Source organism: Spirosoma lituiforme (genome assembly GCF_054776635.1).
The window spans coordinates 332,275-358,083 of sequence record NZ_BAAHBO010000007.1; the positions used below are offsets into that span (position 1 = coordinate 332,275).

The 25,809-nt window shown below is 50.3% G+C and carries 21 protein-coding genes; 7 read left to right on the forward strand and 14 right to left on the reverse strand.

Annotation, left to right across the window (positions count from 1 at the left end):
• Position 1: 1 nt before the first annotated feature.
• Positions 2-823 carry an exonuclease domain-containing protein gene (locus ACYU87_RS22195; protein ID WP_461136292.1) on the reverse strand — a complete coding sequence of 274 codons (822 nt, stop codon included), beginning with the start codon at positions 821-823 and terminating at the stop codon, positions 2-4.
• Between the two features lie 91 nt (positions 824-914).
• The gene (locus ACYU87_RS22200; RefSeq protein ID WP_461136293.1) at positions 915-2,495 is read right to left on the reverse strand and encodes an FAD-dependent oxidoreductase; all 1,581 of its coding nucleotides are present in this window, start codon (positions 2,493-2,495) and stop codon (positions 915-917) included.
• A 297-nt stretch (positions 2,496-2,792) separates the two neighbouring features.
• On the opposite strand from ACYU87_RS22200, the gene ACYU87_RS22205 reads away from it, so the two are divergent.
• A complete protein-coding gene (locus ACYU87_RS22205) occupies positions 2,793-5,360 on the forward strand; it encodes a TonB-dependent receptor (RefSeq protein ID WP_461136294.1) in 2,568 nt (855 codons plus the stop codon).
• Between the two features lie 173 nt (positions 5,361-5,533).
• Here the strand turns inward: ACYU87_RS22205 and ACYU87_RS22210 are convergent, their stop codons facing one another.
• Together ACYU87_RS22210 and ACYU87_RS22215 are read right to left on the reverse strand one after the other, a co-directional pair.
• A complete protein-coding gene (locus ACYU87_RS22210; protein ID WP_461136295.1) occupies positions 5,534-5,926 on the reverse strand; it encodes an ExbD/TolR family protein in 393 nt (130 codons plus the stop codon).
• Positions 5,927-5,947: 21 nt separating this feature from the next.
• Positions 5,948-6,658, reverse strand: a complete 711-nt coding sequence (locus ACYU87_RS22215; protein ID WP_461136296.1) for a MotA/TolQ/ExbB proton channel family protein — start codon at positions 6,656-6,658, stop codon at positions 5,948-5,950.
• A 486-nt stretch (positions 6,659-7,144) separates the two neighbouring features.
• On the opposite strand from ACYU87_RS22215, the gene ACYU87_RS22220 reads away from it, so the two are divergent.
• Complete coding sequence (locus tag ACYU87_RS22220) at positions 7,145-7,870, forward strand: MIP/aquaporin family protein (protein WP_461136297.1); 726 nt, start codon at positions 7,145-7,147, stop codon at positions 7,868-7,870.
• A 26-nt stretch (positions 7,871-7,896) separates the two neighbouring features.
• Positions 7,897-9,414: a glycerol kinase GlpK gene (gene glpK, locus ACYU87_RS22225; RefSeq protein ID WP_461136298.1), complete on the forward strand. Its 1,518-nt coding sequence runs from the start codon at positions 7,897-7,899 to the stop codon at positions 9,412-9,414.
• A 41-nt stretch (positions 9,415-9,455) separates the two neighbouring features.
• On the opposite strand, the gene ACYU87_RS22230 is transcribed toward glpK, so the two are convergent.
• From ACYU87_RS22230 to ACYU87_RS22275, 10 genes are all read right to left on the reverse strand, one after another.
• Positions 9,456-10,565 (reverse strand): mechanosensitive ion channel family protein, encoded by a 1,110-nt coding sequence (locus tag ACYU87_RS22230; protein WP_461136299.1) that lies wholly within the window; start codon positions 10,563-10,565, stop codon positions 9,456-9,458.
• Positions 10,566-10,652: 87 nt separating this feature from the next.
• Positions 10,653-12,110, reverse strand: a complete 1,458-nt coding sequence (locus ACYU87_RS22235) for a DUF1501 domain-containing protein (RefSeq protein ID WP_461136300.1) — start codon at positions 12,108-12,110, stop codon at positions 10,653-10,655.
• An 11-nt stretch (positions 12,111-12,121) separates the two neighbouring features.
• A complete protein-coding gene (locus ACYU87_RS22240) occupies positions 12,122-15,616 on the reverse strand; it encodes a DUF1553 domain-containing protein (RefSeq protein ID WP_461136301.1) in 3,495 nt (1,164 codons plus the stop codon).
• Positions 15,617-15,732: 116 nt separating this feature from the next.
• Positions 15,733-17,262: a c-type cytochrome domain-containing protein gene (locus ACYU87_RS22245; RefSeq protein WP_461136302.1), complete on the reverse strand. Its 1,530-nt coding sequence runs from the start codon at positions 17,260-17,262 to the stop codon at positions 15,733-15,735.
• A 14-nt stretch (positions 17,263-17,276) separates the two neighbouring features.
• Positions 17,277-18,284, reverse strand: a complete 1,008-nt coding sequence (locus ACYU87_RS22250) for an NHL repeat-containing protein (protein WP_461136303.1) — start codon at positions 18,282-18,284, stop codon at positions 17,277-17,279.
• Positions 18,285-18,505: 221 nt separating this feature from the next.
• Positions 18,506-18,964 (reverse strand): DUF4890 domain-containing protein, encoded by a 459-nt coding sequence (locus tag ACYU87_RS22255; RefSeq protein ID WP_461136304.1) that lies wholly within the window; start codon positions 18,962-18,964, stop codon positions 18,506-18,508.
• Positions 18,965-19,083: 119 nt separating this feature from the next.
• Positions 19,084-19,566 (reverse strand): GAF domain-containing protein, encoded by a 483-nt coding sequence (locus ACYU87_RS22260; protein WP_461136305.1) that lies wholly within the window; start codon positions 19,564-19,566, stop codon positions 19,084-19,086.
• 22 nt (positions 19,567-19,588) lie between these two features.
• Positions 19,589-20,095, reverse strand: a complete 507-nt coding sequence (locus ACYU87_RS22265) for a hypothetical protein (RefSeq protein WP_461136306.1) — start codon at positions 20,093-20,095, stop codon at positions 19,589-19,591.
• Positions 20,096-20,170: 75 nt separating this feature from the next.
• A complete protein-coding gene (mreC, locus tag ACYU87_RS22270) occupies positions 20,171-21,007 on the reverse strand; it encodes a rod shape-determining protein MreC (RefSeq protein ID WP_461136307.1) in 837 nt (278 codons plus the stop codon).
• Positions 21,008-21,081: 74 nt separating this feature from the next.
• Positions 21,082-22,107 carry a rod shape-determining protein gene (locus ACYU87_RS22275; RefSeq protein WP_018619308.1) on the reverse strand — a complete coding sequence of 342 codons (1,026 nt, stop codon included), beginning with the start codon at positions 22,105-22,107 and terminating at the stop codon, positions 21,082-21,084.
• Positions 22,108-22,294: 187 nt separating this feature from the next.
• On the opposite strand from ACYU87_RS22275, the gene ACYU87_RS22280 reads away from it, so the two are divergent.
• Genes ACYU87_RS22280 through ACYU87_RS22295 form a run of 4 tightly spaced genes read left to right on the forward strand, consistent with a single transcriptional unit; the run spans position 22,295 to position 25,704 of the window.
• On the forward strand, positions 22,295-23,797 hold the full coding sequence (locus ACYU87_RS22280) for a GH3 auxin-responsive promoter family protein (protein ID WP_461136308.1): 1,503 nt from the start codon (positions 22,295-22,297) through the stop codon (positions 23,795-23,797).
• 3 nt (positions 23,798-23,800) lie between these two features.
• Positions 23,801-24,112: a nucleotidyltransferase family protein gene (locus ACYU87_RS22285; RefSeq protein WP_461136309.1), complete on the forward strand. Its 312-nt coding sequence runs from the start codon at positions 23,801-23,803 to the stop codon at positions 24,110-24,112.
• Positions 24,105-24,539 (forward strand): HepT-like ribonuclease domain-containing protein, encoded by a 435-nt coding sequence (locus ACYU87_RS22290; RefSeq protein WP_461136310.1) that lies wholly within the window; start codon positions 24,105-24,107, stop codon positions 24,537-24,539. Before ACYU87_RS22285 ends, ACYU87_RS22290 begins: the two co-directional genes overlap by 8 nt.
• Positions 24,532-25,704 (forward strand): 1-deoxy-D-xylulose-5-phosphate reductoisomerase, encoded by a 1,173-nt coding sequence (locus ACYU87_RS22295; protein ID WP_461136311.1) that lies wholly within the window; start codon positions 24,532-24,534, stop codon positions 25,702-25,704. Before ACYU87_RS22290 ends, ACYU87_RS22295 begins: the two co-directional genes overlap by 8 nt.
• Positions 25,705-25,809: the final 105 nt, after the last annotated feature.

Sequence of the window (25,809 nt, forward strand, 5' to 3'; positions counted from 1 at the left end):
TTTATCGTTTAGCAGTTCCGTTGGTCAGCATCCGTAACCGGATTTCGGTCAGGCGACGTTTGGTATCCAGCGGAAAGTCCCCTTTTAAGATCCAGTCGTAAAAAGAAGGCTCTTTTTTCAACACCTCAAGCACCAGCGCCCCTTTGTGTTTGCCAAAATTAAAGACTTCTTCACCCTTTTCGTTGATAATCATCCGGCCAGCCAGGTCGATGTTTTTATTGGCTGTCAGGCTATGGAGCATATCGATATCGTTGTCGAATGTTACGTCAATTCCGCTGTCGGCCTTAGCCACCATACCCATATACCGCTGTACCTGAGCGTCGAGCACTTCAAGCGTCGCTATGGTGTCGGCCTCTGCACCGTGGGCTCCGATCAACTCTTTATTGCAGTAGAATCGGTAGGCTGCCGACAGATTGCGCGGCTCCATGAGGTGAAAAATTCGCTGGGAATCCACCATTCGCCGGTTCTTCATATCGAAGTCTACGTTGGCCCGCAGGAATTCTTCAACCAGCACTGGTACGTCGAATCGATTGCAATTAAACCCGGCCAGATCACAGCCATCCAGAAATTGAGCCAGTGTGCGGGCTACGGCCTTGAACGGGGGCGCATCCTGAACGTCGTCATCATAAATTCCGTGAATCAGACTCGACTCCAGCGGGATGGGCATGCCTGGGTGAACCCGCTGGTTTTTAACGACTACCTCGCCCCCCGGTAACGCCTTAATAATGCAAATGTCAATGATCCGATCCTTAACGACATTGATGCCCGTTGTTTCAAGATCGAAAAAGGCCAGGGGCTTTCTGAGTACAAGTTGATGCGTCATAACCAAACCGGTTTTCCAGGGTTTGACCACAAAGGTAAACAGGTTTGACTTTTTAGCACGTATGGCATACGCGCTAAAAAGCCATGATTTGTTACACCGCCTTCAACTCCTCAACCCAGGTAATGCCTTTCCGGACTGCTTCGACGGAAGGCATGCGGTTTTCCTGCATCAATTCTCGGATAGCAATGATGTCCTGATCGCGCTTTAAACCGGCTGCTGCAACAATTTTTCCACCCTGGCTATACAAAGCGAGGAATGACTCGTCCGTTTCGGGATTACTTTCGTAGATGATGTCATCGAACGTTGTCGCGTGACCAATGTAGTTGATGCGTTTTCCCTGCTGGTTGCTCCAGAAAAAGGGAACCAGTTGGTATGGCTCTTCTTTCCCCGCCATGTTAAGGCCCGCTATATGCCCCTGCTGACCCGCTACTTTCCAGTGTTCTATTCGCTGCGAACCGTTTTCTGTTGGGTAGTGTACAATGTCGCCGGCTGCATATAAATCATCCGCTATTTTGAGGTACGCATCCGCCATAACGCCCCCGTCATCTTCGACTGAAATACCTTTCAGAAAATCCGTCTTAGGTTTTACCCCCAGACCGAGCAGGACGAAATCAGCGGGTATCCGTTCACCGTTATCGAGGGTAACGGCGGTTACCGTTTTGTCTCCTTCCAGTTGAACCACTTTGCGGCCTAGATGAAACTGTATGCCTTCTTTTTCGTGCCATCCCTGAATAACCCGACCAATTTTTTCGCCCAGGATTTTCTCAAACGGCGTACTTTCTACCCCAACGATGCTGACATTACTGCCGAGTTTACGCAAACTCATGGCGCCCTCCAGCCCGATAAACGAGCTACCCACAATAACCACCCGCTTGCCAGCCTGCCCAAGTTCCCGTAGCGTTTGACTGTCGTGCAGACTGCGCAGTGTGTAAACGCCTTCCAGATCAGTCGCTAATCCCGGCAGGGCATTTGGTTTACCGCCGGGGCAAATCAATGCCTTATCGTACGTGATCGTTTCGCCCGATGCCAGCTCAATCTGTTTGATTGTCGGGTCAAGGCTCGTTACTTGTTGGTTGGTCCGGATGTCAATACCATAGTCTTTATAAAATTCTTCCGAGCGAAGGGTCATCCATTCATCCGGCGCTTTGCCTTGCAGGTAATCTTTCGAGCAATTGGGTCGATCATAGGGCACTTCTCCACTTTGGGTTAGCATGACGATGTTACCCGTGAAGCCTCCTTCACGCATTCCTTCCGCGGCAAAAGCGCCCGCTCCTCCACTCCCAACAATCACAAACGTTTCTGAATTGGCTTCGTCGGGCGCAGACATTGGGTTTTCCAGACTCTCCTTGTCGGTAGTCAGGCGAACGAAGACCTCTCCTCCTTCAATGCGGACCTCGTGGGTAGGCAAGCCGTTTAGTGCGGGAGCCTCAAGCCGATGGCCGTCTCTCACGTCGAAACAGGCGTTATGCCACGGACAGACAAGCCGATGGCCGTTGAGCAATCCTTTCGCCAAAGGGGCGCTGTAGTGGGTACACTTGGGGTGTAAGGCGTAGAATTGACCACCAGCGCGGGCCAGCAACACATCTGTATCGCCCACGTGGACTTCTTTCAATTCGCCATCGACTAAATCATCGACTTTACAAACGGCCGCTTCGGTGTAATCAGCTATCATGAGAGGTTGAGTTGTGTGCTATACAACTACAAAGCCGCTACAATTGATTTATGATTAGCGGGCAAGTTTGCCTATGGTCGCTTTTCTTACGGCATTACTCAACGTCAATTCATCGTTTTTAATCTGTCAGCATTATTCTGATGATGCCAGATTAATCAGAATAGATAATGGCAATCTCCTGATTCATACACACAAAATTTTATTTCTTATGCAAAAAACAGCGTCTTTAATTTCTCGAACGAACTCAGGCTGTATTTTTGCATTTTTCCAATTCTTGTCCCCATAGTTGATTGCTCAATGACTACACGAATAGCCATTATTTGTTGCCTATTATCGACAACAGTGTTTGCTCAGAATCTGCGCGGCCGGATCACCGACGCATCGAATAACAGTCCCCTTCCAGGCGCTACGATAGTCGTAATTGGCCAGCAACTTGGCACCACAACCAACGGTGAAGGCGATTTTTCCCTAAAGCTGACACCAGGTCAGTACAAATTGCGATTCAGTTCGTTAGGTTTTGAAACCGCCGAGCAATCCATCACAGTAAACGAAACTGGAAACACGGCCCTGAATGTAGCCCTGAAATCAGCGCAGACCAGTCTTAATGAAGTCGTTGTCGTAGGGTCACGTAACCTGAATCGCTCCGTTACGGATTCACCCGCGCCAATTGACATTATTGATGTGAGACAGGTAACCGCCAAAACGGGCCAACTAGACGTGAATCAGCTACTTCAGTTTGTAGCACCATCCTTCAACTCAAACCGGCAAACCGGATCTGACGGAGCTGACCACGTCGATCCGGCTTCTCTTCGCGGCCTTGGCCCCGATCAAACGCTGGTGTTAATTAACGGAAAGCGACAGCATCAATCGTCACTTGTTACCCTGTTCGGCACACGAGGTCGGGGCAATACGGGTACTGACCTGAATACAATTCCAGCAGCAGCTATCGAACGGATTGAAATTTTGCGGGATGGCGCAGCCGCTCAATATGGCTCTGATGCCATTGCCGGGGTTATTAATATTGTCCTGAAAACGAGCACTAATCAGCTGACAGCCAACGTAAACTATGGTGCATATCAGGCTAAGTATCGCTTCGACAATCAGAAATTTGATGGTGGCAACCTCAACGTGAATGCCAACTATGGCTTTCGTTTGGGAAAGAGTGGGTTCATCAACCTTACTGGCGATTACAACCAGCGCCAGCATACAAATCGGGCCAATACACCCGGTATCGACTCTACCCTACAACGGCGGCAGTATGGCGATTCAAAGATTACCAACGCATCGCTGTATGCGAACGCACAGCTTCCCATTACGACCAATACCACGATTTATGCTTTCGGTGGCCTAAACAGTCGCCAGGGGGATGGGTATGCCTGGACGCGCACAGCTGATAGCCCGCGGAACATTCCCTCCATTTATCCCGATGGATTCGATCCTATCATCACCAGTAAAATTCTTGATGGAACCTTCGCGGCCGGTGTACGCACCAATCTGCGGGGCTGGAATGTGGATTTGGGCAACATTTTTGGCTCAAACCGCTTTGATTACGGTGTAAAGAACACGCTTAATACCTCCCTGGGGGCCTCATCGCCCCGCAAGTTCAACGCGGGCGGTTTTCAGTTGCAGCAAAACGTAACGGGCCTGCATTTCACCCGATTTTATAAAGATAAATTGCAGGGCTTAAACATAGCCTTTGGGTCGGAGTTCCGGTACGAGAACTATACCATCTTTGCGGGCGAAGAAGCTTCCTATAAAGCCTATGACATTACCAAAGCAGCGGGTTCACAAGGATTTCCGGGCTTCCAACCGAGCAATGCGCTGAGTAAAAGCCGTACGAATCTGGGGATCTATGTCGATACAGAAGCTGATTTAACCAAAGCCTTCATGATTGGCGCAGCCGCCCGTTACGAGAATTACAGCGATTTCGGAAGTACGCTGAATGGTAAACTATCGAGCCGCCTGAAAGTCAGTCCGGCCTTTATGTTGCGCGGTACAGTGAGCACAGGCTTCCGGGCTCCTTCGCTGGCACAAGCCTATTTCAATTCGACCATTACGAATTTCGTAGGCGGTCAGGCCGTGCAGGTACAGATTGCTCAGAACGGTAGTGCCATTACTCAGGCCCTGGGCGTCCCTCCCCTTAAACAGGAAACCTCGGTCAATGGTAGCCTTGGCTTTACCAGCCAGTTGGGCAGTGGCTTCTCGTTAACGGTCGATGCGTATTACGTTCGCATCAAAGACCGGGTTGTTCTGACGGGTCAGTTCAGCGATGACTTACCAACGATTGCCGATGAATTAAAACAACTAAACGTTAGCCGTGTACAGTTTTTCACGAATGCCATCTCCACACGGACCCGTGGTATCGACATTGTATTAGCGCATCATACGCAGGTAGGCAATGGGCGACTGAACACATCATTAGGCCTGAATTTCAATTCATTAGACACGATCAGTGTGAACACGAACGCCAAATTAAAGCCTTATAAAGACCTTTATTTTGACCTACGGGAATACTATTTCGTAAAGGCATCTGCTCCACCGTCCAAACTAAATCTCACACTCGATTACAGTATCAACAAGTGGGCTTTCCTAGTACGTGTAGTGCGTTTTGGCGAGGTGAAATTAGCGAACTGGAATTACGATGCAACTAATCTGGACATCTATCGCCCGAAAGCCACAACCGATCTGTCTATTTCGTATCGGTTTACGCCACAGGTCGGCCTATCAGTTGGTGGCTCCAACATTTTCAATGTATATCCTGACTTACATCGGGCCGATCTTACCGAATCGGGTGGTGCCTGGGACCCCGTTCAAATGGGTAGTAACGGCGCTTACTGGTTCGGGAAGCTGAATTTCCGGTTTTAAGAAGCTACTATTTAAACGCAGAGACGCAGCGAGCACAAAGTATTAAAATCTTTGTGCTCGCTGCGTTTTCAATCCAGTTATCCACCTATAAAAAAGGCCGATACAGTTCTGTATCGGCCTGACAAAATCATGGCAATCATAAAAATCCCACGGGGCTACCCGTGCGGTTCAGACTATTTCGAAGTGGCCATCACCATCTTAATGTTAAGTTTGGCACCGGTCTGAAGCACATCCACTAAATCTTGCACCGTTAACGTTTTGTCGAAACGTACGACAACCGTCGGCTCAGCAATACCCGCCATCACTGTTTTCAACTCATTTTCCAGATTGGCCGGATCAACTGGTTTTTTGTCGATGTAGTATTTCTTGTCGGAGTCAACGGACAACGTTACCTGTTTTTTGCTCAGTTGCTGCGTCGCTGCGGCCTTGGGTAACAGCAACTTGATGACGTTCGGATTAGCCACTGTCGATATAATCAGGAAGAACAACAGCAGGAAAAACATGATGTCGTTCAGCGAAGACGTCGCGACTTCGGCAGCAAATTTAGTTTTACGTCGGAGTTTCATAGTCAGTTTACGGTCCGAATGTTACCGCATTCGGGCGGGCTCGGCCGTTGGTTTCTGGAGAACTTCGATAAACTCGAACGCATTCACTTCTAGGGCAAGGGTAAACCGTTCGATCATCATATTGAGCAGGTGATAGCCCGTGTAGGCAATAACGCCGACGATAAGCCCCGAACCTGATGTAATCATTTTTTCGTACAATCCACCGGCAATGATACCAACGCTAATGTTGTCGGACAGGGATATGTCGTAGAAGATACGGATGATACCGGATATCGTCCCGATGAAGCCCAGCATGGGTGCAATACCGGCAATAATACCGAGGTACCCCATGTTCCGCTCCAAGCGGGAGAGTTCAATCTGCCCAACGGATTCAATAGTTCCTTCGATTTCACGAATGGGCGACCCGATTCGGCCAATGGCCTTTTCGAACACACGTCCCATAGCGGTACGTTGGTTTTTGGCGAACGACTCCGCTGATTTGATATTTCCCTGTGCCACCATATCCCGAATGTTATCGATGAAATTGGCATCGTATCGGCTTTGCGACCGAATCACGAAAAACCGTTCGAAGATCAGGTAGAGCGCAGAAAACAACAGGAATGCAATGGGAATCATCACCCAACCACCTTTGGCTACTAAGTCAAATAATTGCAGCGATTGGGGTTGAGCAGCCGTTGTGGCCGACAATGAGTTGGCCGTAGTGTCAATAGCCGGAACCTGGAGCAAGAGCATACGAACGAATCGGGTAAGTGTATGAGGGTAAACCTGTAATCGTTATTGAAACAAACGTACCGTACTGTATATTGTTGTCAAAGATACACAAGCCACCTGAAATCGTGTCAGAAAATTAGTCAGCGTAATTTTTTGGCACAGCGCTTTTCAGGAAAATGGCCAGTATATATTGGTATACTTTATCTGTGGTGACCGTTTCTTAGAACGGACACGGCGAGTTTTTGAGAAACCTCCTTGCTTAATCAGCAGCATGCACCTTGACGTCGTCGTTTAATTCATCGCGACCGACTGTATCCGTCATTCCAATACCATAACTGCTTGTTAGAGGCCGACTCGTCGGCACAAGCCAGATGCCTTTGGGCACGGTAGACAAATGAATTTAACTTCCTATTTGGCATGGGGCCAAAAATATGACTTAATTCGCACAAACTATTCCTAAATCCTGAATCTGGTCAGTAGCTCATGGACAGCGACGACTAATTGATCATGCAAACCTCTCCCTTTCTCGGTGAATTAATTGGCACCACGGTACTTATTCTGCTGGGCAACGGTGTAGTAGCCAACGTCGTGCTGAAACAAACAAAAGGTGAATCATCGGGCTGGATTGTCATTACAACAGGCTGGGCGTTTGCCGTAGCCATGGGCGTTTTTGTCGCCAAAGCCTTTGGGAGCGTCGATGCGCATCTAAATCCCGCGGTTACGGTTGCCTTCGCCGTAGCCACAAATGATTTCAGCCATGTGGTGCCCTACATAACGGCGCAACTAATCGGGGCTTTTATAGGCGCAACGCTGGTGTGGTTACATTACCTTCCTCATTGGGCTGCCACGCCCAACCCGGCGGACAAACTGGCCTGTTTTGCCACGGGTCCGGCCATTCGTAAACCAGGTTCCAATTTTTTGAGTGAAGCCATGGCTACGCTGGTGCTCATTCTGGGGCTGGCGGGCATTTCGTCGAAGCACCTGGGCGAACTGGCCGTAGGCGTTGGCCCTTACCTGGTCGGGGTTTTGGTCTGGAGCATTGGCCTTTCCCTGGGCGGCACTACAGGATACGCCATGAGCCCCGCCCGTGATTTCAGTCCCCGGCTGGCGCACGCTCTTCTGCCCATTGCCGGCAAAGGCTCGTCGGACTGGAGCTATGTCTGGGTCCCTGTCGTTGGGTCATTGGTAGGCGCTACAATTGGCGGGTTGCTCATTCGGTGGTTTACCTTGTAATAACTTTACTCTTTTCACAGATTCATATGCCCTCCTACATAGCCGCCATTGACCAGGGAACGACCAGTACCCGTTGCATTGTGTTTGACCGACAAGGCAAGATTGTTTCATTGGCCCAGAAAGAACACAAGCAACTATATCCGCAACCTGGCTGGGTAGAACATGATCCGGAAGAAATCTGGCGAAATACGCTCGAAGTAATCGCGCTGGCCCGTATCAAAGGGAAACTTTCCGTGCAGGATATTGCCGCCGTCGGTATCACCAACCAGCGGGAAACAACCGTTGTCTGGAATCGCCGAACGGGCAAACCCTACTACAACGCCATCGTTTGGCAGGACATGCGGACGGCGGATCTGGTCATCGAATTTTCAGGAAATGGCCACGGACCATCCAGTCAGGGACAGGATCGCTTCCGGCCGCAAACAGGCTTACCTCTAGCCACGTATTTTAGTGGACTAAAGCTGAAATGGTTGCTGGATCACGTGCCGGGCCTTCGAGAAGATGCCGAGCGGGGCGAAGCAATCTTTGGCAACATGGATACATTTGTGGTCTGGAACCTGACCGGCGGACCAAACGGCGGCCTGCACCTGACCGACGTCACGAATGCCAGCCGCACTCAGCTTATGAACATTCAAACCCTGAGCTGGGACGATGACTTATTGAGGGATTTCACCGTTCCCCGCGCCATGTTGCCGCAGATACGCCCCAGTAGTGAAGTATACGGAACAGTATCGTCTGAGGTGCTGCCCGGCGTGCCGGTGGCGGGCATTCTGGGCGATCAGCAGGCGGCCCTTGTCGGGCAAACGTGTTACGAACCGGGGCAAGCCAAAAATACCTACGGAACGGGCTGTTTCCTGCTGATGAACACCGGCACTGAACTACGCACCTCCACGTGCGGCCTGTTGACAACGGTTGCCTACCAGTTTCAGAACGAGCCGGTTCATTACGCGCTGGAAGGCAGCGTGGCCATCACTGGCGCGCTCGTGCAATGGCTGCGCGATAACCTGGGTATTATCAAAAAGAGCACGGATATTGAAACGCTTGCCCGTTCGGTAGACGACAACGGTGGCGCTTATTTTGTCCCCGCTTTTTCGGGACTTTACGCTCCTCACTGGAAAGCCGATGCTCGGGGCGTTATTGCGGGTCTGACGCGTTTCGTTACCAAGGGTCATTTGGCCCGGGCGGTTCTGGAAGCAACCGCCTATCAAACCGTTGATGTCGTTCGGGCGATGGAACAGGACGCGGGTGTCTCGCTCAAATCCCTACGCGTCGATGGGGGCATGGTCGTCAATTCATTACTGATGCAATTCCAGGCCGATGTTCTGAACGGCCCCGTGGTTTGCCCACGCATGACCGAAACCACCGCGCTAGGAGCCGCCTATGCTGCCGGAATCGCCGTGGGGTATTGGCAGAACTTGGATGATCTCCGCCAGAATTGGGGTGTTGCCAGAACGTATGAATCGACAATGGACGATGCGCAGCGCCAGAAGCTCATGCGAGGCTGGCAAAAAGCCATTGAGCGGTCGTTTGGCTGGGAAGATTAGATAATCTGAGGTGGTAGCCTAGACCTACCACCTCAGGCTGATTAACTCTCTTTCAGCTTCAGTTCCTCGGCCAGCATCAGGCGCGTTTGCGGCAGGCTGTGCGGATACTCATCGCGGATGAAGGCAATCAGTTGCTCACGCATGTGACAGCGTAAATCGAAGGCCGATGGTGCATCGGGCGCGGATACCAGAATACGGATCACAATACAGGTGGGTTGCGTATCCGTTACTTGCACGGCAAACGTATCTCGGGTCCAGAGGGGATCGTTTTCGGCAATCTCCCGCGCCTTCTCCCGAATTTTTTCAACGGGAACGTTATAATCCAGATAAAGGAAAACGGTACCAATAATGGACGCGTCGGATCGGGTCCAGTTCTCAAACGGCGTTTCAACAAAATACGTAATGGGTAGTATCAGCCGACGTCGGTCCCAAATGCGAACGATGACACTGGTAAGGTTGATTTCTTCAATGCGCCCCCATTCTTTTTCGACTACCACCGCATCGCCTAACCGGATTTGCTGATTAAACGCTATTTGAATACCGGCCATCAGATTAGCCAGCGTTTTCTGGGCAGCAAAACCGATGAGTACCGACACCACACCGGCCGAAGTCAGGACACTCAGTCCTACTTTTCGACTACCCTGAAACGAAATCAACAGCAGTGACGCGCTGATAATAATAATAGCGGCCGTCAGTACTCGTCGAAAAAAGCGAACCTGCGTGACAAATTTTCGGTGCGATAAATTAACATCCTGAACGGTATCGTACTGTCGAATAAGCAGCAACTCGCCCACCCGCAGCAACTGAACGACCAGCCAGGTACTCGCAATTAGGAACAGCACTTCGGCCGTTTTATCCGCTACCGGGTGCCGACGGATAAATCGGGCTGACTGAACATTGGTTGCCAGCAGGAAAAACAGTGAGGGAACAAACACCCAGAATGCCCACCGAACGTACGTTTTAAGATACCCCAGTGTCTGAAATGGTCGACGCTTGACAATAAGCCGGACGATCTGCGTGATAACCAAGTCGACAATTAAACCCAGCAGTACGGCTACCGTGAGCAGTACCCAGCCCGACAAGTCGCGGTTAGGCACGTAGCCAAACCAGCGAACCAGGGCTCGTATCCATGTATCAAGTTGTTGTAGCATATAGAAGAATATAGACAAAAGTAAAGCCTATAAGGTTTGCAACCTCATAGGCCAATCATGTCTTATCCGCAACGCTACACGTTGCCTTCAGGCCAGTAGTGGTTTAACCACTTTACCATGCACGTCTGTTAATCGGTACCGGCGCCCTTGGCTTTTGAAGGTCAGCTTTTCGTGGTCGACACCGAGCAGATGCAGAATAGTTGCCTGAAAATCATGAACATGAACCGGATCACGGACTACGTTGTAGCCAAAGTCGTCGGTTTCGCCATAGACCATGCCCTTTTTAATCCCTGCCCCAGCCATCCAGACCGAGAAGGCCCTTGGATGGTGATCGCGGCCATAATTATCGCGGGTCAATTTTCCCTGCGAGTAAGCACCCCGGCCAAATTCTCCACCCCAGATGACGAGTGTATCATCGAGCAAACCGCGCTGTTTGAGGTCCATGATCAGGGCCGCCGATGGCTGGTCGACACTCTTGGCCTGCGTTTTAATATCGTTGGGCAAATTATTGTGCTGGTCCCATCCCTGGTGATACAGCTGAACGAACTTGACGTCCTTTTCGACCAGCTTGCGGGCCAGCAGGCAGTTAGCGGCAAACGTACCGGGCTTGCGACTATCGGGACCGTACATATCGAAAATATAATCCGGCTCTTTCGAGATGTCGAGCGTTTCGGGCACCGACGTCTGCATCCGATACGCCATTTCGTATTGAGCCATCCGGTTATTGATTTCCGGGTCCAGCACATGCCTGTATTGCTCCTGGTGAAGTTTGGTCAGGTAATCGAGCATGCGTCGGCGGCTGGTTTTGTCAACGCCCGGCGGGTTATTAAGGTAATAAACAGGGTCGGGTCCCGATCGGAATACGACGCCCTGGTGCACCGACGGCAGAAACCCATTACTCCAGAGTTTGGCATACAACGGCTGATCACCATCGCGCCCTTTGGAAAGGAGCACCACAAAGGCTGGCAAATTCTGATTATCGGACCCTAGGCCATAGCTTATCCACGAACCGAAACTTGGTCTACCCGCCTGCTGGCTTCCCGTTTGAAAGAAAGTGACGGCGGGATCATGGTTGATGGCTTCGGTATGCAGGGACCGAACAAATGTCAGGTCACCGGCGATGCGGGCGGTGTGGGGCAATAGTTCACTGATCCACATCTGACCTGGTCCGTGTTGCGCAAATTTATATTTCGATGCGGCCAGTGGAAAACGACTCTGACCGGCACTCATCCCCGTCAGGCGCTGGCCGTTGCGCACGGAAGCCGGTAAATCCTGCCCCCACATGGTTTCGAGTTTCGGCTTGTAATCAAACAATTCCAGCTGCGAAGGAGCCCCGCTTTGGAACAGGTAGATAACCCGCTTCACTTTGGGCGAGAAGTGCGGCTTACCCACGGCAGGATTTTCGCCTGGCGTGGAGGATCCCCCACCAAACAGCTTTGTCGGATTGAGTAGCGAAGCCAGCGCAATCGCTCCCAGCCCCGCACTGGATTGGCCCAGAAATGTCCGACGACTGAGTTGATCGTGTATTTCGTCCTGAATATCCATTGTTCGCTCCCCTATCGTTTGATAATCGCTTCGTCGAAATTCATTATCGTGCTGGCTACCACCGTCCACGCGGCCAATTCTGCTCGGTCTACCTTCTTGTCGACGGGGTATTCACCCACCGACAGTAGTTCGTTTGCCCGTTTGGGATTCCGCTTAAAATCAGCCAGTTCTTCGGCATAGAGTTGGTTTACCAGCGCGCGTTCCGCTGGCCGCGCCGGACGGCTGACAACGGCTTTAAAAACAGCCTCAATACCAGCCGATGCATTGGTAACGGGCTGTATATGCTGCGCCAGTACCCTAGCGGCTTCAACAAACTGTGGGTCATTCAGGGTAACCAGGGCCTGAAGGGGCGTACTGGTTTTCTGCCGTTTTACGACGCAGGTATGCCGTTCGGCCGCGTCGAAATTCAACATCATGGGCGCGGGCGAAGAGCGTTTCCAGATCGTATACATAGACCGGCGGTAGAGACTATCCCCTTTGCTTTGGGTGTATTTTACAGCATTCCGGGTAGCCAGAGCCTCCCAGATTCCGGCGGGCTGGTAGGGACGTACGCTGGGACCGCCCACACGTTGCGTCAGTAATCCACTGGCCGCGAGCGCATTGTCCCGCACCTGCTCTGCCGACATTCTATAGCTTGGTCCACGGGTCAGAAAAGTATTGTCCGGATCAACCTCTCGCACCGTCTCGGGCACACTCGATGCCTGCCGGTAGGTTGCAGACATTACGATCAGCTTATGCATCGCTTTCGCGTTCCATTTTCCGCCCGATTTTGGATCACCCGTATCCCGAAATTTTACGGCCAGATAATCCAGTAGTTCTGGATGGCTGGGCAAAGCGCCCTGATTACCAAAGTCGTCGCTGTTCTTAGCGAGGCCCTGCCCGAAGTACTGCTGCCACATCCGGTTCACCATTACCCGACTGAACAGCGGATTTTCGGGGGCCAGTAGCCATTTAGCCAGACCAAGCCGGTTTTTAGGCAAATCCTCCGTCAGTGGATTAAGGCTATGTAAAACAGCGGGGGTAACCACTTCGCCGGGTGCATCGTAAGCCCCCCGCTTCAGCAGATGCGTTTGGCGCGGCACCGATCGTTCCTGCATGATCATCACCTGATCGGAATTGGTGTAGAGCTTGATTTGCTCTCCCCGCAGTTTCATAGCCTTGGTGTAGGCCGCCCGGTAAGCAGGATCTTGGGTTCTGACATAGTAGGTGTATAGGCCCATCCGTTGTGCGGGTGTTCGGTTCGCAACCGGCGTCTGTAACGCAGCCGTCAACGCATCAGGCTGACCCGCCAGCTGGGGCATTTCCAGTGATGTCAGGCAACGTTGATAAATTCGAAGTTCATCGACCGCAAAATCTTTGTAGAAATTATCGTGCATCCGCCCAACGTAGAAATTATGCTGCGCCCAGTGGGTTCGGTCTTTGCCAAATACCATGCTGTGCAGCAGGTTGTCCGTGATAACCCTTGTCCGAACAGGCCGGCCGTTCAGGTAAATGCTGACGCCCCTGGCCTGACCCTTTCCATCGTAAGCAAACGCAACCTGAAACCACTGATGCACCGGCACCTTCTCAACTGACTCAATATCGATGGCATTGGCTGGCCAAACATGGTTGAGGGTAAGCTTCAGGCGCCCATCGCCCAGTAAATCAAGCTGGTAGCCACGCTGCCCATCCATTGGTCCGGTTGTTCGTCCCAGTAATGTCAGGGCCATGTCCGGTTTTGCCAGATTAAACCAACTGCTGATCGTGAACGGTTCATTTTGCTCGAAGGCCCCAAAATTGCCCGGCAGTTCAATGAAGCTGTCGCCCGCCAGGTAACGCGCTTTACCAAAGCGGCCGGGCACCGGATACGGTACTTTATCGGGGTCGCCACCCAGGCGGGCGGGCAGCGTGTCATTTACACTATTGGCAAAGGCATTACGCGGATCTTTCCAGAGTTCTTCTTTTGTTTTAGGCTTGGCAGGTTCTTTTTTCTCCGGCTTTTTGTTGTTGGATTTACCAGATTTGACGACGCCTTCTTTTTTCCGTTTGGCTTCGTCAACTATTTTCTTCTTTTCGTCTTCCCGCTTCTGTTCCTCATTTTTAGCTTTTACGAAAGCACTGATGTCAGTTCGGTCGGCCTCATCAAATGTGTAATGAGCCAGTAATCCTGAGTCGATTGATGAGACAGCCTTTGTTTTACTCAGCCATTGCCCAAAACGTTGCTGGTAATCGGGTCGATTAGGATTAAGTTGTTGTTGAACAGGGGTTAACTGTTCGCGGATAAAGCGCAGCTTCGCTTCCGTTTCGGGCTTTGTCAGCGTAATGGTCGGAGCCGCTTCGCCATTGTAGGGAATCTGTCCCCGATCATTATTGCTGTTGAAAAACGCAAAAAGCGAGTAATAATCTTTCTGACTGATGGGATCATACTTGTGATCGTGACAGCGGGCGCATTCTACGGTGAGGCCCAGCATGGCTTTCCCAAACGTGTTGGTCCGGTCGGCAACGTATTCGGTGCGGTATTCTTCATCGACAATGCCGCCCTCCTGGCTTTGCTGGTGATTGCGATTAAAAGCCGTAGCAATCAATTTATCGCGTCGATCCTTCGAGGCCGACAGGTTGGGCAATAAGTCACCGGCCAGCTGCCAGGTAATAAACCGATCGAACGATAGGTTTCGGTTGTAGGCCCGGATAACCCAGTCACGATAGGGCCACATGGTACGCAGGCCGTCGTCCTGGTAGCCGTCCGTATCCGCGTAGCGAGCCACATCAAGCCATTCAACGGCTTGCCGCTCGCCATAATGAGGGCTGTTGAGCAGGCGGTTCACCACTTTTTCGTAGGCATTCGGCGATGTGTCAGCCTGAAATGCGTCCACTTCGGCAGGTGTCGGTGGCAGGCCCGTCAGGTCAAGGCTTACCCGCCGAAGTAGCGTTGATTTGTCCGCTTCGGGTGCGTGGCCCAGCTTTTTCGCTTCCTGTTTGGCCAGAATAAACCGGTCAATGTCATTGATCGCCCATTTCTGATCGATCACCTTCGGAATTTCGGGCATTGTCGGCGCAACGAGCGACCAATGTTCTTTGTACTCCGCACCTTGTTCAACCCAGCGAATAAGCATTGCTTTTTCTTCCGCCGTGAGCGTCAGGTTTGATTTCGGCGTCGGCATTACCACCTCGGGATCATGGCTGATGATGCGATTCACCAGTTCACTGTTGGCCAAATCGCCTGGAACGATCGCTTTGTGACCACTTTTTACAAGAGCCTCATAGGCTCCCTCGGGTGTATCCAAGCGCAAACCCGCCTGTTGTTTGGCTTTATCAGGACCATGACAGGCAAAGCAGCGGTCGGACAAGATGGGTTTTACGTGCAGATTGTAATCAACTTTTTCGGGTAGGGTTGCTTCAGCCGCCACGAGTTCGGCTGGTTTCTCGACTGAATTATGGCAGGCGGTTAACCAGATAGACACACCGAAGAGGCCAGCCGCTACGCTAAGAGAAATGGATCGAAATCGTCTGTCTGACCAGTAACCCATACCAACGAACCAGTTGATTATGAAACTAATCTACAAAAATAGCCTTAGAAGAAATGTAAAAATCGTACTATCTTATCTTGTTGATAGACTATTTTGTCAGGTTGCTGGGCAGATACCTATTCCTCTTTCGCTTCGCTAGCTTTGGGTTCAGTTGGGGCTATTTTTACGAAGTCACTAATGGCCTGTTCACCGATTCCGCCTACTACTTCCAGTTTAGGCAGCGACTTTTTCAAGGCTGCGATGCCTTGCTCAGTGGCTTTAGTCTGCCAGAGGTAGATCGTCTTTAAGTTTTTCAGCCCGGCCAGTTCGGTTAATCCAGCGTCGGTAATGGCTGTTCCATACAGATTTAAATACTCCAGATTAGTCAGTTGCCTTAGCTGTTTCAGCCCCGCATCGGTCACCTTTGTTTCTTCCAGATGAAGTTTTTGCAGGTTTTTCAACTTGGCAATGGCGGTCAGAGCCGCATCAGAAATCTCCGTATCACCCAGTTTGAGCCACACAATCTGGTTACTCAATTTGGGCAGGATAGCAGCCTGCGTATCATTGAATGTGCGGGCATTTACAGCACTGACTTCCAGTTGATTCTGCTCTTTCGACAAAGGTAATACCAGCAAGTTCAGCTTTTTCAGTTCATCAACTATTTCAGGGTTGGCGGCTGGTACCTTCATGGTCAATACCTGCGATTCAGGCGCAGGTCCTGATGCAACCCGTAGGCCCTCGGTTTCAACTGGACTACCCGCCAAAGACGCCAGCACAGGTCGAATAGCTTCGTTTACAGTAAGGTCGGCTACCTTTTTGTCGAAGGGCGCCCCCTGATCTATCCACCAGGTGAGCAGGGCGATATCGCTCTCTTTTAGCTGGGTTTTACCTTTGGGCGGCATATGATGATCGTCGTCGTCGGGCAACAGGCAAACCTTCACCAATGCACTCGCGGTGCCTTTGCCCGCTACGAGTACCGGCCCGTCTTCATACCCCTTTTTTATCATTTCGGGGGTATCCAGTCTCAGCCCTGCCTTAGATTTTTCCGCATTATGGCATTGTACACAACGGCTGTGCAGAATCGGATTCACAATCTGCTGAAATACCATCGCCTGGTTGACATCCGTAATTGGCTGGAATTTGATTTCTTTCTGCTTCGGTTGCATACCGGCCAGCGACCGCATGGTTTCCGGCATGTACTGGGTCAGGTAGTCGTCGCCGTGGGTCAGGTTACCCCCCAAATGCCCGGCGGCCAGCAGCAGTACCAGCGATACGCCCAACGCAGGCAAGTAAACGAGCGACGCGAAAGGCAAAATACGCCCCAGATTTTCGGATTTTACTGACCAGGCCAGCCAGGCAAACACCGCCACGCCAATCCCCTCCCACTTGTGGCTGTTCAGGGTTTCGGCTTCGTACCCGCCACCCAACGACAGCATGTACCCGAACACACAGGCCAATGTAGCACTCACCGCCGACCAAAATAGAATTAACGTAATCGTGTGCGGATTTACCGAGTTGTGCCGGACAAGACGGTCAATTTCGAGCAGGCCGGCAATCAGCAAAAAGCCAATGGGCAGGTGAACAATAAGCGGGTGAAAATGACCCCAGAACAACACCCAATCGGCGGGAGATGACGGTGTAGCTTGCAACAAAATCAACTGGTGCATAAATCGGGACGACATTAAGCAACACGCTCTAATTTAATAGGATACGTTTTTTTAGACGCCCACTGAGCCACATAAATGCTATCATCTTCATCAACTAGTACGTCGTGCGGATGTAAAAAAGGCGAGTTCGTAAAGTCTTTCCGTTGCTCAGCCAGCTTGTTGTCTTGGTAAATCGGTGCCGAACCGCCGGGCGTCGAAATCACTCGGTCGTTTTTATCCAGAATCTGAATGTAGCCAGAATCAGGATAAGCATCGGAGGTACTCCGGAACACAGCCCCGTAAATATTATCACCATGAATAACCGGGCGGCAGATGTACGAACCCGGCAAGGCAATGGTCGACACGTATTTTCCATCGAGCGTAAACCGTTTTAGTGCATTATGCCGACGGTCCGTAATAAGTAAGGTTGGCTTGGCCGCTACACGACGGTCAACAACAATACCGTGGCAGCAATCGAATGTGTCATCACTTTCGCCTTTACCGCCCCAATACCGAATCAGTTTACCTGCTTTGTCATACTGGGTCACGTAATTCAGCCCGTATCCATCCACCACATAAATATCCCCATTGGCTGGGTTGACTGCCGTTTCGGTGGGTTTATACTGGGATGGGTAATCGTATTTCCCAGTTTCTTTCGGGTACTCCAGTTTCATCAATTCGCGGCCTTTCAGATCGGTTTTTATAACCTGATGCCGGTCGGTATCGCAAATAAGCAGATACTGATCGTTGCCCTCACCACCTAATGTCAATCCATGACCGCCGGGATAACTGTGCCCCCAGGTTTCGAGTAATTTACCCGATTTGTCGTAAACAAGGATGTTGTTTTTCGTTTCATTGGTCAGAAGAATAATACGTCCCCTGGCGTCCTGTACCATCTCGTGGCAGTCATTAACGGGATTCTTACCCGCGTCTAAAACACCCCAGCCCGGCACAACCCGATACCGGAAACCATTGTGGCCAATTACGGCTGGCTCAGTATTGAGCATGCCCGATTTAGCTGACATCTGTGTTGGAACTATCATGCTAGAGGCTCCTATGAGCGCAGTTTGTTTAATGAATAGTCGACGGGATACGGACGGTGCCATGGAACAATTGACCAGTTTTAAACGAAAAGGAGAACGTATATAAACTTTACTGTAAATCAGGTAAGTAAGGCGCGCCCCCTGACGCATAAAGAGGCCAGCTATAGCGCATTTGCGAATGCGCTATAGCTGGCCTCTCAAAAACTACGACTGGAGCTGACTTATTTCTGATCGTCCGTCTGGTCACTGGTGTCGGGACCGCCCCGGCCATGGCGCCTATTGCCTTTACCCTTCATAGACTCAAACTTAGTGAACTGGTCAGGTGTCAGAATGCCCTTCAGTTTGGTCTTAAAATCATCCGCGTTGTCTTTCAGCGCCTGCGCTTTGGCCCGGTTATCGTCGGAGCCAGCCTGAATAGCATCGATTTTCTGAGCGCGGGCCAACGTAATAGCATATACTTTTTGCGACGTAGCGGGATCGAGACCCAGCTGCTTCGTCATACGGTCAGTCATTTTCTGAGCGCGGGTGGCCGGATCGCCCTTCTGGTGCGGCTGCATGGCCCCGTTTTTACTCATCCGACGTGTATTGGCGGGAGCATCGGGGGTAGTGGCCTGCTGTGCTAGTAAAGGAAATGAAAACAGGGAGAGCAGCAAGCCACTCAAAGCGATTTTCTTAAACATGGTTCTTCGTTGTTAAGTCCGATCGTAAGACGGCGGAGTTTACCAATGGTTTAAGAACAGGCTGAACTTTAACGGCATCTTAACGGCTGCAGGCTACCCATGAAAACGCGGTTTACCCATTAAAACGTCATGATCAGCCCAGCAATCTTTTCCAGTTCCCTGGCGTCAATTTCGCTGAAGTCGTTCAACAGATCACTGTCAACATCAAGCACCATCGTCACGTTGCCCGACCGATCAAAAATGGGAACGACAACCTCCGACTTCGAGGCCGAACTACAGGCAATATGTCCCGGAAATTGCTCGACATCCGGGACCAGAATCGTTTCCTGACGTGTGTAGGCTGCCCCGCAAACGCCTTTGTTGAACGCTATTCGGGTGCAGGCAATTGGCCCCTGGAATGGCCCAAGAACGAGCTGATCATCTTTTTTGAGGTAAAAACCAACCCAAAAGAACCCAAAGGCTTCTTTAAGCGCAGCAGCAATATTGGCCAGATTGGCGATCAAATCCGGCTCACCCTCGACAAGGGCAGCAATTTGTGGCACCAGACTATCGTAAATGGCCTGACGGTCTTGTGTTTGAGGAAGTATGAGCGTTTCGGCCATGTTATGGTAGGCGAATGAAAGACTAATTTCTTGTGAAGAACTGAATCAGAACGATACTTACTGTGGTAAACAGTGTGCTGGCAGCTACCCGAATAAGGGTCGGAATAAGCAATGACAAGCTACTCGCTTCGATAAAGAACAATGCACTGTGATGAATAAGCGCCAAAATCAATACGTAGCGAAAAAACGGCCATACCCCAAGTTGCTTTAGCGAAAATTCAATTCTGGTTTCAAGACCTGGTACATCAATCTGTGCCCGTATAATCAAGGGTCTGCAATAGGCCATCAATACACTGGCGGCTGCATGCATCCCCAGCGTATCATAAAATGTGTCTACTACAATACCCGTTACAAAGGCAATAAGTAACAGCCAGGTAAGACTGGTTTCGTTGGGCAGAAGCAGAATGCAGGCAATGTAGATAAAGCAGAAAGCGTAATCAAACAGCACAAGATTCCGCACCAGTAGAATTTGCAGAATGAGATACAGCAGGAAAAGAAATACAGAGGATACAATTTCGCGAAAAGTCATTTTTAATAGTCGGTTGTCGATCGTTGCCCATCATCAGAAGCCACGTACACATGACCGATGAAACCAACATACAACTTATTTTTCTGTTTCAACCTGCTTCTCTAGTTGATCCTGTTCATTCTGTAACCGGTTTTCTACCACGTACACGAAGGATAAGCTACTGAAATTTGTCGCCAGATCGAGGGTAAGGTCATGAAATACCTGGTTGGGCTGCACGCCAATGGTTCGAACACGACCAACCAGAATACCAGGCGGAAACGTAGAGTTACGGTCCGAAGTCACAACAGAGTCTCCTTTACTAACGGGTTTCGTCAGCGAAATATCATTCAGTTTTATTAAATGTGGATCTATGCCATTCCACGTAGCGGTTCCAATTTCCCTTGCTTTGACCAATTGAGAAGAAACCAGGTATTCGGAATGCAGAATCGAGGTAATAACCGAAAAGCGTCGGTTGCAAATTTTCACTTTACCGACAATACCCGTTGGTGAAATAACGCCCATACCTGGTCGAATGCCATCGTCGGTCCCTTTATCAATTGTGATGTAGTTATTGGCAAATTGCGTGGTGTTGTTAACCACCTTCGCTACCACGAATTTGAATCGGTCGGCAAAGGCAGAGTCGGCCTGATATTCTGCCGGAGCGGCTGGCTTACTCTGGAGCGATTTTGTCAATTGCGCATTCAGGCGTTGATTTTCCAGCGCCAGATCGGCATTGACCTGACGAAGCCGGGCGTATTCATTCGCGGCATTCGACAACGCCAATACTTTAGCCGCATACTGGTTCGAGGTGTTGAAGTACGTAACACTCCAATAGTTGCTGGTATTGATGATGAAGTAAAAACAAAGTACTTCCAGCAAGATAAACAGAATGAAGTTCCGGCTTCGAACAAAAAAATCGACTAACTCTCCCATATACAGGAATGCCGGGCCTATGGCCCGGCTGTATGGCTGATTCTATACAGCCGGGCCATAGGCCCGGCATTACATTAACTGATCAGTACGGACCGGTACATTTCCAGATTTTTGATGACTTCACCCGTGCCTTTCACCACCGCTTTAAGTGGATCGTCGGCCACGTGAATCGGCAATTTGGTTTTGGCACCCAGCCGCTTGTCGAGGCCGTGCAGCAGGGCTCCGCCACCCGTCAGGTGGATACCGTTGGTGTAAATATCGGCCGACAATTCCGGTGGCGAAATTTCGAGCGCTTTCATGGTAGCCTCTTCGATTTTCGAGATGGATTTATCGAGGGCGTAAGCGATTTCGCTGTAGGTAACTTTTATTTCTTTAGGAATACCAGTCATCAAATCGCGGCCCCGAATTTCATAATCAGCCGGCGGGTTATCAAGCTCAGGCAACGCCGAGCCCACCTCCATCTTGATCTGTTCCGCCGACCGTTCGCCGATGAGCAGGTTGTGCTCCCGGCGCATGTAATCCACAATATCGCGGGTAAATACATCGCCCGCAATGCGAATAGACTGTTCACAGACAATGCCCGACAAGGCAATCACGGCAATCTCGGTTGTTCCCCCGCCAATGTCGACGATCATCGTCCCGTTCGGCTGGGTAATATCGATACCAATGCCAATAGCTGCGGCAATTGGCTCGTGCACCATGTATACTTCTTTCGCACCGGCATGCTCAGCTGAATCCTTTACGGCCCTTTTTTCTACTTCGGTAATCCCCGATGGAATGCAAATAACCATCCGGTGCGAAGGTGAAAACAGTTTGCTACCGGTATCAATCATTTTTATCATGCCCCGAATCATCAGTTCGGCAGCCGTAAAGTCGGCAATAACACCGTCTTTCAGCGGGCGAATTGTCTTGATGTTTTCGTTGGTCTTTTCGTGCATCTGCATGGCCTTGTGACCAATGGCCAGTACCTTGCCACTGACTTTGTCCATGGCGATGATCGAAGGCTCATCTACCACAATCCGATCTTTGTGAATGATCAGGGTATTGGCCGTGCCCAGGTCAATAGCAATATCGCTGGTTAAAAAATTGAAAAGTCCCATTATAGGTTGACGCAGAACGCCTTATTACAACTACTGTTTTATTGAAAAGTGTGCAAAAATATAGATTATTAATCAGAATGATGAATAATGAATTATGATTCATGCCGGGAATAACCGCTAAACTCGGGAATCGATCATTTTTCGTTGGTCATCCATCCTTGTGATTAAGCCTTACCTTTGTGTCATTATGGGAATTCGTTCGGTCGTCAGTAAGCCATTAGCCAAATTTATCGTAGAGCGGCAACAAGCCTGGATGTATCAGCCGGCTGACGCTCAGCAACGCTGGTTTCAGCGTCTGGTGGAAGTAGGCCGTCATACCGTTTTTGGCCGGGATCACCATCTGAAGGATGTGCGAACCGTTGCGGAATTTCGGCAAGCGGTGCCCGTCCGCGATTATGAGGAACTAAAGCCCTACATCGAGCAGATTTTGAGCGGTGGGACCGACGTACTCTGGAAAGGAAAGCCTCTTTATTTCGCCAAAACATCCGGCACAACATCCGGCACCAAGTACATTCCCATTACCCAGGATTCGATTCCAAATCATATCAACTCGGCCCGCGACGCGCTGCTGAATTACATTAACGAAACGGGGAACGGGGCTTTTCTCGACAAGAAGTTAATCTTTTTATCGGGTAGTCCCGAGTTGACCCAGAAAGCGGGTATCAACATCGGGCGGCTGTCGGGCATTGCCAACCACCATGTTCCGGCTTATCTGCGCACCAACCAGCTGCCCAGCTACGAAACCAATGTCATTGACGATTGGGAAACCAAACTGGAACGCATCATCGACGAAACCCTGGCCCAGCCGATGTCACTGATTTCGGGTATTCCACCCTGGGTGCAGATGTATTTCGACCGGATTCAGGAACGAACTGGTAAATTGATCAAAGATGTTTTCCCCGATTTTTCGGTGTTTGTCTATGGGGGTGTCAACTTCGAGCCCTACCGCGCCAAACTCTTCGATAGCATCGGCAAACGGGTCGACTCCATCGAGACCTATCCGGCGTCGGAAGGATTCATTGCGTTTCAGGACAGCCAGACCGAAGAAGGGTTGTTGCTCCTGGTAGACAGTGGTATCTTTTTTGAATTCATTGCGGCCGACGAGTACTTCACCGAAAATCCGCGTCGGCTGACCATCGATGAGGTGGAGTTGGGAAAAAATTATGCGGTCATCATCAATAACAACGCGGGCTTGTGGGGGTACTCTCTCGGCGATACGGTCAAATTTGTGTCGCGGGAGCCGTATCGGCTTTTGGTAACCGGGCGCATTAAGCACTTTATTTCGGCTTTCGGCGAGCATGTAATTGGCGAAGAAGTGGAGAAGGCGTTGCAGTTTGCCATGCAGAAACACCCGGAAACCGAAGTGGTTGAGTTCACCGTTGCACCCATGGTTAGTCCGCAGGAGGGATTGCCTTATCATGAGTGGCTGGTGGAATTTGCCACGCCCCCGCACGATGCACATGCCTTCGCCCGCGACGTAGATAACCACCTGATCAAGCTCAACGTTTACTACGACGACCTGATCACTGGTTCGATTCTGCAACCCTTAAAACTGACCAGTCTGCCCCGTGGTGCCTTTCAGCGGTACATGAAATCGCAGGGCAAGCTGGGTGGCCAGAACAAAGTACCCCGCCTGGCAAACGACCGGAAAATTGCGGACGGATTATCGGAAATGGGACAAACAGTGTAAACGATGGAAGCAATATCTGTTGATCAGGCATACATTCTGGAGACGCTCCGGGTCAATCGCGACCGCCTGCGAAACGAGTTCGGCATTGAGCGCATTGGCCTGTATGGCAGCTTCGCCCGGAATGAACAGACAGAGAAGAGCGATATTGATCTGGTATATGAATTACAATTTGAATTTACCTTACCGTGGAGAGAGCGTGAACGACTGTACCGAGTATTGAGACGTAAACTGCACCGAAAACTAGATTTGGTTGAAGGGAAGTATATGAATCCGATAATTGGATATTACATGAAAAAGGACCTCATCTATGTATAGCCACCGTAATTTTATTTATCTCATCACTATTCTCGAATGCATTGAAAAAATAACCATATATACTTATCCTTTTGAACAAGTTGATGAATTCACGGAAGCTAACGATCAAATGAATTATAATGCATCGTGTGCTCTTTTATTAGTTATTGGAGAAGAGGCAAAGAAGCTTTCCAAAGAGTTGAAAGCAGAATACTCAAAAATCCCCTGGTCATCGATTTCAGCTACACGTAATTTTTTAGCACATGAATATCGGGAACTCAATCGGCAACCGGTTTTTGATATAATCAGACAGGAGTTGCCACTATTAAAAAGTGTCATTATCAATATGTTTGATAAGGTAGATTATTCTAAGGAAGCATTGAGCATAGCCCTATTGTCTCCTTACTATCGGCACGTTCAATACCTCCGCGAAAAACTAAATGACTGAACAGAAAAAACGCCATATCGCCATCCTCGGCTCAACGGGTTCTATTGGAACACAAGCTGTTGAGGTGATCAAATCGCACCCCGACCAATTTCAGGTGGAGGTACTGACAACCAATAATAATGCCGATCTGCTTATTCAGCAGGCTGTCGACTTGAAACCCAATGTGGTGGTTATCTGCAACGAGGATCGTTACAATCAGGTGTTCACGGCCCTCGATCCACTAGGTATTAAAGTTTACGCAGGGTCCCAAGCCATCGCATCGGTCGTGCAGATGGATACCGTAGACATGGTGCTGACCGCCATGGTAGGCTACGCCGGGTTGCTGCCGACCATCAAAGCGATTGAAGCAGGGAAAGCCATTGCGCTGGCTAACAAAGAAACGCTGGTCGTAGCGGGCGAACTCATTACTCGCCTGGCCGCCCAGAAAGGCATTAATATCTACCCGGTCGATTCTGAACACTCGGCTATTTTTCAGTGCCTGGTGGGTGAATTTCATAACCCCATCGAGAAAATCATTCTGACCGCTTCGGGTGGGCCGTTTCGGGGAAAGACAACAGACTTTTTAGCGACGGTGACGAAGGCGCAGGCGCTCAAGCATCCCAACTGGACGATGGGCGCAAAAATTACCATCGACTCGGCCACGCTGATGAACAAGGGGCTGGAAGTTATTGAAGCCAAATGGTTATTTGGACTAACCGCCGAGCAGATTGACGTCATCGTTCATCCGCAGAGCATTATTCATTCGCTGGTGCAATTTGAAGACGGTAGCCTTAAAGCGCAGATGGGTCTGCCCGATATGCGCTTGCCCATTCAGTTCGCGCTGGGTTACCCGAACCGGCTGAAGTCCGACTTTCCTCGGTTCAACTTTATGGATTACCCATCCCTGACGTTCGAGCAGCCCGATCTGAAAACGTTTCGTAATCTACAACTGGCCTTCGATGCCCTGAACCGGGGCGGCAACGCGCCCTGCATGATCAATGCAGCCAACGAAGTAGCGGTTGATGCCTTTCTGCACGACCAGATCAGTTTCCTGGAAATTTCGGAGGTCATTGAATCCTGTCTGGCCAGCACGACCTTTGTTCAGCAGCCAACCTACGATGACTACGTTAATACGGACGAAGAAACCCGGCGGCTGGCTACCGAGCGAATTAAAACATTGGTTTAACTGTTTATATTGTATCAACCACGCTCAACGTTTTCATTCACGTGACTTACTGGATTTGGTTTATCGTAGGTATTGTGCTCGGCATCCTACTATTTCGCGCCCTCA

Excerpts from the sequence above, each read along its gene's own strand:
- ACYU87_RS22195 (WP_461136292.1), bottom strand. The coding sequence starts at position 823 with ATGACGCATCAACTTGTACTCAGAAAGCCCCTGGCCTTTTTCGATCTT.
- ACYU87_RS22200 (WP_461136293.1), bottom strand. The coding sequence starts at position 2,495 with ATGATAGCTGATTACACCGAAGCGGCCGTTTGTAAAGTCGATGATTTA.
- ACYU87_RS22205 (WP_461136294.1), top strand. The coding sequence starts at position 2,793 with ATGACTACACGAATAGCCATTATTTGTTGCCTATTATCGACAACAGTG.
- ACYU87_RS22210 (WP_461136295.1), bottom strand. The coding sequence starts at position 5,926 with ATGAAACTCCGACGTAAAACTAAATTTGCTGCCGAAGTCGCGACGTCT.
- ACYU87_RS22215 (WP_461136296.1), bottom strand. The coding sequence starts at position 6,658 with ATGCTCTTGCTCCAGGTTCCGGCTATTGACACTACGGCCAACTCATTG.
- ACYU87_RS22220 (WP_461136297.1), top strand. The coding sequence starts at position 7,145 with ATGCAAACCTCTCCCTTTCTCGGTGAATTAATTGGCACCACGGTACTT.
- glpK (WP_461136298.1), top strand. The coding sequence starts at position 7,897 with ATGCCCTCCTACATAGCCGCCATTGACCAGGGAACGACCAGTACCCGT.
- ACYU87_RS22230 (WP_461136299.1), bottom strand. The coding sequence starts at position 10,565 with ATGCTACAACAACTTGATACATGGATACGAGCCCTGGTTCGCTGGTTT.
- ACYU87_RS22235 (WP_461136300.1), bottom strand. The coding sequence starts at position 12,110 with ATGGATATTCAGGACGAAATACACGATCAACTCAGTCGTCGGACATTT.
- ACYU87_RS22240 (WP_461136301.1), bottom strand. The coding sequence starts at position 15,616 with ATGGGTTACTGGTCAGACAGACGATTTCGATCCATTTCTCTTAGCGTA.
- ACYU87_RS22245 (WP_461136302.1), bottom strand. The coding sequence starts at position 17,262 with ATGCACCAGTTGATTTTGTTGCAAGCTACACCGTCATCTCCCGCCGAT.
- ACYU87_RS22250 (WP_461136303.1), bottom strand. The coding sequence starts at position 18,284 with ATGATAGTTCCAACACAGATGTCAGCTAAATCGGGCATGCTCAATACT.
- ACYU87_RS22255 (WP_461136304.1), bottom strand. The coding sequence starts at position 18,964 with ATGTTTAAGAAAATCGCTTTGAGTGGCTTGCTGCTCTCCCTGTTTTCA.
- ACYU87_RS22260 (WP_461136305.1), bottom strand. The coding sequence starts at position 19,566 with ATGGCCGAAACGCTCATACTTCCTCAAACACAAGACCGTCAGGCCATT.
- ACYU87_RS22265 (WP_461136306.1), bottom strand. The coding sequence starts at position 20,095 with ATGACTTTTCGCGAAATTGTATCCTCTGTATTTCTTTTCCTGCTGTAT.
- mreC (WP_461136307.1), bottom strand. The coding sequence starts at position 21,007 with ATGGGAGAGTTAGTCGATTTTTTTGTTCGAAGCCGGAACTTCATTCTG.
- ACYU87_RS22275 (WP_018619308.1), bottom strand. The coding sequence starts at position 22,107 with ATGGGACTTTTCAATTTTTTAACCAGCGATATTGCTATTGACCTGGGC.
- ACYU87_RS22280 (WP_461136308.1), top strand. The coding sequence starts at position 22,295 with ATGGGAATTCGTTCGGTCGTCAGTAAGCCATTAGCCAAATTTATCGTA.
- ACYU87_RS22285 (WP_461136309.1), top strand. The coding sequence starts at position 23,801 with ATGGAAGCAATATCTGTTGATCAGGCATACATTCTGGAGACGCTCCGG.
- ACYU87_RS22290 (WP_461136310.1), top strand. The coding sequence starts at position 24,105 with ATGTATAGCCACCGTAATTTTATTTATCTCATCACTATTCTCGAATGC.
- ACYU87_RS22295 (WP_461136311.1), top strand. The coding sequence starts at position 24,532 with ATGACTGAACAGAAAAAACGCCATATCGCCATCCTCGGCTCAACGGGT.